This is a genomic window from Methylobacterium sp. WL116, from assembly GCF_008039455.1.
In the GTDB taxonomy this organism is placed as follows: domain Bacteria; phylum Pseudomonadota; class Alphaproteobacteria; order Rhizobiales; family Beijerinckiaceae; genus Methylobacterium.
The window spans coordinates 1-6,509 of sequence record NZ_VRUV01000253.1 but is presented as its reverse complement, the minus strand read 5'-3'; the positions used below and the strand labels follow the sequence as shown (position 1 = coordinate 6,509).

Here is a 6,509-nt window from a genome sequence, read left to right as displayed (position 1 = left end):
TCCGGTCTCAGCGTGCAGGGCAGGCCCGAGCACCGCCCTCGCCGGCATCCCGTTCGGGCGGCGCTCGGGCCTGCCCTGCACGCTGAGACCGGATTCGGAATCGGCCAGATCATCCCCCCGCCCGGACAGCTTCCAACCAGCGGTAGTTCATGCCGGATTAACACGCTGCGAGGTGTGATCGCGGTGCGACGTGCGGAACAAGCGTCGCTCCTTGAGGTGTTCCCATGAAGATCAAGAGCAAGACTTCCACCATCAAGTCGGTATCTGTCGCGCTCGGCGCGCTCGTCCTCGTGAATACGGGCGCTTGCGCTCAGTACGCGTCGGATCAGGCCGCGCACGCCGCCGACGTCCGCGCCATCCAGGCCCGACGCGATCAGCATGCCGCCAACGTCGCGGCGCTGTACGGGGATTACGCGGCGGCCGATGCCTACGCGCACGCCGCCCATGTTCGACGCGTTCAGTCCTACCGGGACGCCGGGTACGCGCAGCGGCTCCGGTACTGGGGCTACTGAGGTCCGGATCGATCCTCTGCCGCCGGCCGATCGATGTGCGCGCCGAGCCGGGACGACGGATCGTCCCGACCCGGCGCGCGGACGCGGCCGCACGGCGATCGAAGGTGTCTTTCCATCCGGCATCCATCGCACTCGAACATGCCCTAGAGGCCGGGCTTCACGATCACCAGCACGACGATGACGATCATCAGCAGCGTCGGCACCTCGTTGAGCACCCGGTAGAACTTATGGCCGCGGGTATTCCGGTCGGCGGCGAAGTCCTTGACCATCCGGGCGAGCCAGCCGTGGATGCCGCTCATCGCCAGCACCAGCAGGAACTTCGCCTGGAGCCACCCGGTGACGTAGGCGCCGCTGGTCCAGGCCAGCGTCAGCCCGAGCACCCAGGTGACGATCATCGCCGGGTTCATGATCGCCTTGAGCAGGCGCCGCTCCATCACCTTGAACGTCGCCGACTGCGCCGCCGCGCCCGGCCCGGGGGGGAGGGCGGCGTGATAGACGAACAGCCGCGGCAGGTAGAGCATCCCGGCCATCCACGCGATCACCGCGACGACGTGGAACGCCTTGATCCAGGGATAGAGGGTGTCGAGCACGGGCGAGGGTTCCGGATGGGATGGTCGGACAGGGCGCACGTCTCCGACATCGCACGGATAGGGCGCGTTTCCCCTCTCCCCGCGTGCGGGGAGAGGCCCACAGGCACCTCTTCGTGCCTGTGGGAAGCGGCGGCGAAGCCGAAGCGGCGGTGAGGGGGCGCGGACGAACGAGGCTCCGCCGTCGAAGCCCCCTCACCGTCGGCTGCCGCCTCGCCGCGACGACGACGAGGTCGTCGCGGCCCTCTCCCCGCAGGCGGGGCGAGGGGATGCGCGGCCTCTCGGACGCTTTTCAGGAGGACGGCGAGCCGCCCCTCAACCGCGCCAGCATCTGCTCCACGTGGGCCACCGGCGTCTGCGGGGTGATGCCGTGGCCGAGGTTGAAGATGTGCGGCAGGCCGCGGGTGGCCTCGAGCACCGCGTCGACGGCCGCGTCGAGGGCCGCGCCGCCTTCGATGAGCGTGTCGGGGTGGACGTTGCCCTGGGTCACCGTCGTCGCCGGCACCCGGTCGCGCAGGGCCTTGAGGTCGATCGACCAGTCGACGCCGACCGCGTCGGCGCCGGTCTCGGGCACCACCCGGGCATGGCCCTCGAGCCCGGCGCCGCGGCAGAACACGATGATCTTCGCATCCGGCACCTCGGCGCGGATGCCGGCGACCATCCGGGCGATCGGCCCGAACGACCAGCGGCTCAGCGCGTCGCGCTCGGTCTCCTCGGGGAGCGCGCTGTCGGAGACGTCGCCCACCGGCTCGACCAGCGCCGTGCCCGGCGGCAGCGCCGGCGGCAGCGTGCCGGCATGCGACTCGAAGATCTGCACCGCGTCGGCGCCGGCCCGGAGCTGGCGCACGAGGTAGGCCGTCTGCACCGTGACCAGGCGGTCGATCAGCGCGTCGACCAGGCCCGTGTCGGCCTCGGCCAGCGCACGGGCGGGCGCGAGGTCCGGCGTGCCCCGTCCCCCGATCATGTAGCTCGCCACCGTCCAGGGGCCCCCGCAGAAGCCCAGGAGCGTGGTCTCGGGCGGCAGCTCCGCCCGCAGGCGCCGCACCGTCTCGAAGACCGGCGCGAGATGGGCGAAGATCGCCGGGTCGTCGGCCTGGCGCAGGCGCTCGAACGCGGCCCGGCCTTCGAGCGGATCGAGGCGCGGCCCCTCGCCCTCGACGAAGCGGACGTCCTGCCCGAGGGCGTGCGGGATCACGAGGATGTCCGAGAACAGGATCGAGGCCTCGAAGCCGAAGCGCCGGATCGGCTGCAACGTGACCTCGACGGCGAAGTCCGGGCTGTAGCAGAGGTCCAGGAACGAGCCGGCCTCCGCCCGCGTCGCCCGGTACTCCGGCAGGTAGCGCCCGGCCTGGCGCATCATCCAGGCGGGGGGCGGCGAGACCGCCTCGCCGGCGAGCACCCTGAGGACCTTGCGGTCGGGACCACCCTGCACCGTGCCCTGCGTGGCCATCCTGTCCCCCAATGCCGCCTCCCGTTCCGCCCTGCCGGGCTCAGGTCTCGTTCTCGAAAGGCCCGTTCGTCCGGTCCCCGTCGCGGCGCGACGAGGCCGTCCCCAGGCCGGCTCTATCTTAGAGAAGAGAGATTCTAGGACTCTGTTTTTTCTCTTGGAGGCTGAGTCACGGGATCGCAACCGTGTCCACAGGCTCTCCCGGCCGCAACGCCGTTAAGCAGGCTTTAACGGATTGCCGCTAATGTCTGAGATAGGCCAGTCCCGCCAGCGCCTTGCGCGGTGCGACGGAGCCGTGCGCGTGCCTGCGTCCCGGATTCTCCCAGGCGCACGGATTCCGCCATGCCGATGATGACGGCCTGTTGACGCCGGAGTCGATGGATTTCGCGGTCTCCGGCTGGACCGGGCCGGCGGGCCATCCTATCCACACTCATCGACTCCCCTGACGGCCGGCGGTGGATAAGGGCGTTTCGTCCCTTTTTCCCGATTCCGAGGAGACCGGATGCTTCGAGCGGCCGCGCGTTCCGACATCGTCTCCTCCGGCCGCCGGATGCGGTCGGCGCCCTGCGGGGACGCGTGCGGGCGGCGAGGGGCACGGATATGAGCCGCAGCTACTTCCACCTCCACCTCGTCTCGGATTCCACCGGCGAGACCCTGATCAACGTCGGCCGCGCGGCCGCCGCGCAGTACGAGGGCGTCTCGGCGATCGAGCACGTCTACCCGCTGGTGCGCTCCGGGCCGCAGCTCGAGCGGGTGATCTCGGAGATCCAGGCGGCGCCGGGCCTCGTGCTCTACACCCTCGTCGGCGGCGATCTCGGCGAGCGGCTGGAGAGCGCGTGCCGGGAATCGAGCTCGCCCTGCCTCTCGGTGCTGCAGCCGGTGCACAACCTGCTGCAATCCTACCTCGGCACCCAGAAGGCGGCGCGGCCGGGGGCGCAGCACACGCTCAACGCGGAGTACTTCAAGCGCATCGACGCGATGAACTTCACCCTGGCCCACGACGACGGCAACCTGCCCGACGACCTCGAGGAGGCCGACGTGATCCTGATCGGGGTCAGCCGCACCTCGAAGACGCCGACGGGGATCTACCTCGCCAACCGCGGGCTCAAGACCACCAACCTGCCGCTCGTGCCCGGCATGCCGCTGCCGCCGGCGCTGGAGCGGGTGCGCAAGGCCCTCGTCGTCGGGCTGATCGCGTCGCCCGAGCGCATCGTCCAGATCCGCCAGAACCGGCTGCTCAGCCTCAAGGCCGACGATTCCTCGATGTACGTCGACAAGGACGCGGTCGCCGACGAGATCACCGCCTCGCGCCGCCTGTTCAGCAAGAACCGCTGGCCGACCATCGACGTCACCCGCCGCTCGATCGAGGAGACCGCCGCCGCGATCCTCGACCTCTACCGCGACCACCGGCTGAAGTTCATCGCGGCGTGAGGCCGGCCCTCACGCCCGCCCTGCTGCCGGCCGGGCGGATGCTGGGCTCCAGGCCCGAGGCCCGGAGCACGCCCATGAAGGTCGCGAGCTGCGGATTCCCGCGGTTCGACAGGGCGCTATAGAGGCTTTCCCGCGATCGGCCGGTCGCCTAGGCGATCCGGGCCATTCCGTGGGCGCGCGCCGCCTTCCGGCAAGGACGCGCGGGCGGCGTATCGCCGGCGTGAGCAGCGATGCAGCTTCGAAGCGACACTTCGTCGGCCCGATGCTGGGCCCACGGCCCGTCCCGCAACGCACACCCGCCCGCACCCACGCCGTTGACCACCCGCTAACCCGGGTCGCGGTAGACCCGTCTCGGGGCCAGCGTCGCGTATCGGTCCCGCCGGCCTCGTCGCCCGGTTCATCCCGGACGGCGGGGCTTTGCGCGTCGCGCCCGGCGACGATCGGCTTGCGGGCGCGCGCCGATCCGTGACACTCCGGCGGGATGCAGCCTTCCTCCCCCTGGCTCGGGTCCGCGCCGCTCCTCCTCGCCTCGACCAGCCCGACGCGGCGGATGCTGCTGGAGAGCGCCGGCCTAGCCGTCGAGACGACGGCGCCGGGCGTCGACGAGCGCGCGGTCGAGGCGGCCTGCGCCGGCCCGGATCCCGGGACTTCGTCCGGGACCCTTTCGCCCGAGGCCTTGGCGCTGCGGCTCGCCGAGGCCAAGGCGGTGGCGGTCGCCGGGCGGCATCCCGGCCGCGTCGTCGTCGGGGCCGACCAGGTGCTCGCCTGCGACGGCGCGGTGTTCCACAAGCCCGCGGGCCTGGACGCGGCGCGCGCGCAGCTGGCGCGCCTGGCCGGGCGCACCCACCTCCTGCACGCGGCGGTCGCCCTGGCGCAGGACGGCGCGGTCGAGAGCTTCGTCGAGACCGCGCGCCTGACCCTGCGCCCGCTCGATCCCCAGGCGATCGCGACTTACGTGGCGCTGGCGGGCGCGGAGCGCGTGCGGGCGAGCGTCGGCGGCTACCAGCTCGAAGGGCTCGGCATCCATCTGTTCGAGCGGGTCGAGGGCGACCACAGCACCATCCTGGGCCTGCCGCTGCTGCCGCTGCTCGCGCGGCTGCGGGCCAAGGGCCTCCTGGCATTCTAGGGACGCGACATGGCGGGACACGATCACCACGACCCTGCCGGGCACCGGCATCCCGATGCGGGGCACGACCGGGGCCACGACCATGCCGGCCATGATCACGGTGCGCATGACCACGCGGGTCACGACCATGCCGGGCACAGCCATGCCGGGCACAGCCATGCCGGACATGGTCATGGCGGCCACGGCCACGTCCACGCGCCGGCGAGCTTCGGACGTGCCTTCGCCATCGGCATCGGGCTCAACGCCGCCTTCGTGGTGATCGAAGCCGGCTATGGATGGGCCGCCAACTCGATGTCGCTGGTGGCCGATGCCGGCCACAACCTTTCCGACGTGCTCGGGCTGGTGGCCGCCTGGGTCGCCTCGGTGCTGGTCAAGCGCCGCTCGACCGCGCGCTTCACCTACGGCCTGCGCGGCTCCTCGATCCTGGCCGCCCTGTTCAACGCCGTGTTCCTGCTCGTCGCCACCGGCGCGATCCTGTGGGAGGCGGTCTCGCGCCTGATCCATCCCGAGCCGGTGGCCGGCACCACGGTGATGGTGGTGGCCGGCCTCGGCATCCTGGTGAACGGGGTCACCGCCTGGCTGTTCGCGTCGGGCGCCAAGGGCGACATCAACATCCGCGGCGCCTTCCTGCACATGGCCGCCGACGCCGCGGTCTCGGCCGGCGTCGTGCTCGCCGGCCTGATCATCCTCGCCACCGGCCTCGACTGGATCGACCCCGCCGTCAGCCTCGTCGTCGCCGGGCTCATCGTCTGGGCGACCTGGGGCCTGCTGCGCGACAGCGTCGCGATGTCCCTCGACGCGGTGCCGCCGGGCATCGACCCGGACGCGGTGCGCGCCTATCTCGGCGCCCGTCACGGGGTCTCGGGCCTGCACGACCTCCACATCTGGCCGATGAGCACCACCGAGATCGCGCTGACGGCCCATCTCGTGATGGCGGACGGCCATCCGGGCAACGGCTTCCTCGTGGAGATCGCCGAGGCCCTGCGCGCCCGCTTCGGCATCGCCCACGCCACGGTGCAGATCGAGGAGGCCGGCGGGCCGCCCTGCCTCCTCGCGCGGGAGTGCGTCGCGTGAGGCGCGCCTTCGTCGTCGGCCACCCGATCGCGCATTCGCGCTCGCCGCTGATCCACGGGCACTGGCTGGCCGAGCACGGGATCGCCGGCAGCTACGCGCGCATCGCCGTCGCGCCGGCGGACTTCGCCGAGTTCTTTCGCAGGCTACCGGAATCGGGTTTTGCCGGCGGCAACGTCACGATCCCGCACAAGGAGGCGGCCTTCGCGCTGAGCGACAGCCTGACGCCGCGGGCGCGGGCGGCGGCAAGCAGCGGCGTCTCCAGCGGCACGTAGACGATGTCGGCCACCGCCGCGCGGGCCGGCAGCGGGCCGAGGTCGAGGCCGAGCGGCGGC

6 protein-coding genes and 3 pseudogenes are annotated in these 6,509 nt (G+C 71.8%); 5 read left to right on the top strand and 4 right to left on the bottom strand.

The window, feature by feature from the left end; all coding sequences use genetic code 11:
- The first annotated feature begins 224 nt into the window (after positions 1 to 224).
- Positions 225 to 512 carry a hypothetical protein gene (locus FV223_RS17160; RefSeq protein ID WP_147728165.1) on the top strand — a complete coding sequence of 96 codons (288 nt, stop codon included), beginning with the start codon at positions 225 to 227 and terminating at the stop codon, positions 510 to 512.
- A 143-nt stretch (positions 513 to 655) separates the two neighbouring features.
- Here FV223_RS17160 and hemJ read toward each other — a convergent pair whose 3' ends face one another.
- Complete coding sequence (gene hemJ, locus FV223_RS17155) at positions 656 to 1,102, bottom strand: protoporphyrinogen oxidase HemJ (RefSeq protein WP_147728164.1); 447 nt, start codon at positions 1,100 to 1,102, stop codon at positions 656 to 658.
- 289 nt (positions 1,103 to 1,391) lie between these two features.
- A complete protein-coding gene (locus FV223_RS17145; RefSeq protein ID WP_147728163.1) occupies positions 1,392 to 2,549 on the bottom strand; it encodes a uroporphyrinogen decarboxylase in 1,158 nt (385 codons plus the stop codon).
- A 597-nt stretch (positions 2,550 to 3,146) separates the two neighbouring features.
- Between FV223_RS17145 and FV223_RS17140 the strand changes: the two genes are divergently transcribed.
- On the top strand, positions 3,147 to 3,977 hold the full coding sequence (locus FV223_RS17140) for a pyruvate, water dikinase regulatory protein (RefSeq protein WP_147728162.1): 831 nt from the start codon (positions 3,147 to 3,149) through the stop codon (positions 3,975 to 3,977).
- Here the strand turns inward: FV223_RS17140 and FV223_RS32590 are convergent.
- A pseudogene (locus tag FV223_RS32590) lies at positions 3,964 to 4,110 on the bottom strand (putative addiction module antidote protein); the annotation flags it as partial. The gene FV223_RS17140 and the pseudogene FV223_RS32590 overlap by 14 nt on opposite strands.
- 348 nt (positions 4,111 to 4,458) lie before the next feature.
- Between FV223_RS32590 and FV223_RS17125 the strand changes: the two are divergent.
- The 3 genes and pseudogenes from FV223_RS17125 to FV223_RS17115 all read left to right on the top strand — a co-directional run.
- Positions 4,459 to 5,103, top strand: coding sequence for a Maf family nucleotide pyrophosphatase (locus FV223_RS17125; protein ID WP_147728161.1), 645 nt, complete (start codon positions 4,459 to 4,461; stop codon positions 5,101 to 5,103).
- Positions 5,104 to 5,112: 9 nt separating this feature from the next.
- A complete protein-coding gene (locus FV223_RS17120; RefSeq protein WP_147728160.1) occupies positions 5,113 to 6,177 on the top strand; it encodes a cation diffusion facilitator family transporter in 1,065 nt (354 codons plus the stop codon).
- Positions 6,174 to 6,413: pseudogene (locus FV223_RS17115) on the top strand (shikimate dehydrogenase); the annotation flags it as partial. The gene FV223_RS17120 and the pseudogene FV223_RS17115, both read left to right, overlap by 4 nt.
- On the opposite strand, the pseudogene FV223_RS31865 reads toward FV223_RS17115, so the two are convergent.
- A pseudogene (locus tag FV223_RS31865) lies at positions 6,398 to 6,509 on the bottom strand (shikimate dehydrogenase); the annotation flags it as partial. The pseudogenes FV223_RS17115 and FV223_RS31865 sit on opposite strands and share 16 nt — an antisense overlap.

What these genes read in the sequence shown, in the direction of transcription:
- FV223_RS17140 (WP_147728162.1), top strand. Translation starts at nt 3,147, where the DNA reads ATGAGCCGCAGCTACTTCCACCTCCACCTCGTCTCGGATTCCACCGGC.
- FV223_RS17125 (WP_147728161.1), top strand. Translation starts at nt 4,459, where the DNA reads ATGCAGCCTTCCTCCCCCTGGCTCGGGTCCGCGCCGCTCCTCCTCGCC.
- FV223_RS17145 (WP_147728163.1), bottom strand. Translation starts at nt 2,549, where the DNA reads ATGGCCACGCAGGGCACGGTGCAGGGTGGTCCCGACCGCAAGGTCCTC.
- FV223_RS17160 (WP_147728165.1), top strand. Translation starts at nt 225, where the DNA reads ATGAAGATCAAGAGCAAGACTTCCACCATCAAGTCGGTATCTGTCGCG.
- FV223_RS17120 (WP_147728160.1), top strand. Translation starts at nt 5,113, where the DNA reads ATGGCGGGACACGATCACCACGACCCTGCCGGGCACCGGCATCCCGAT.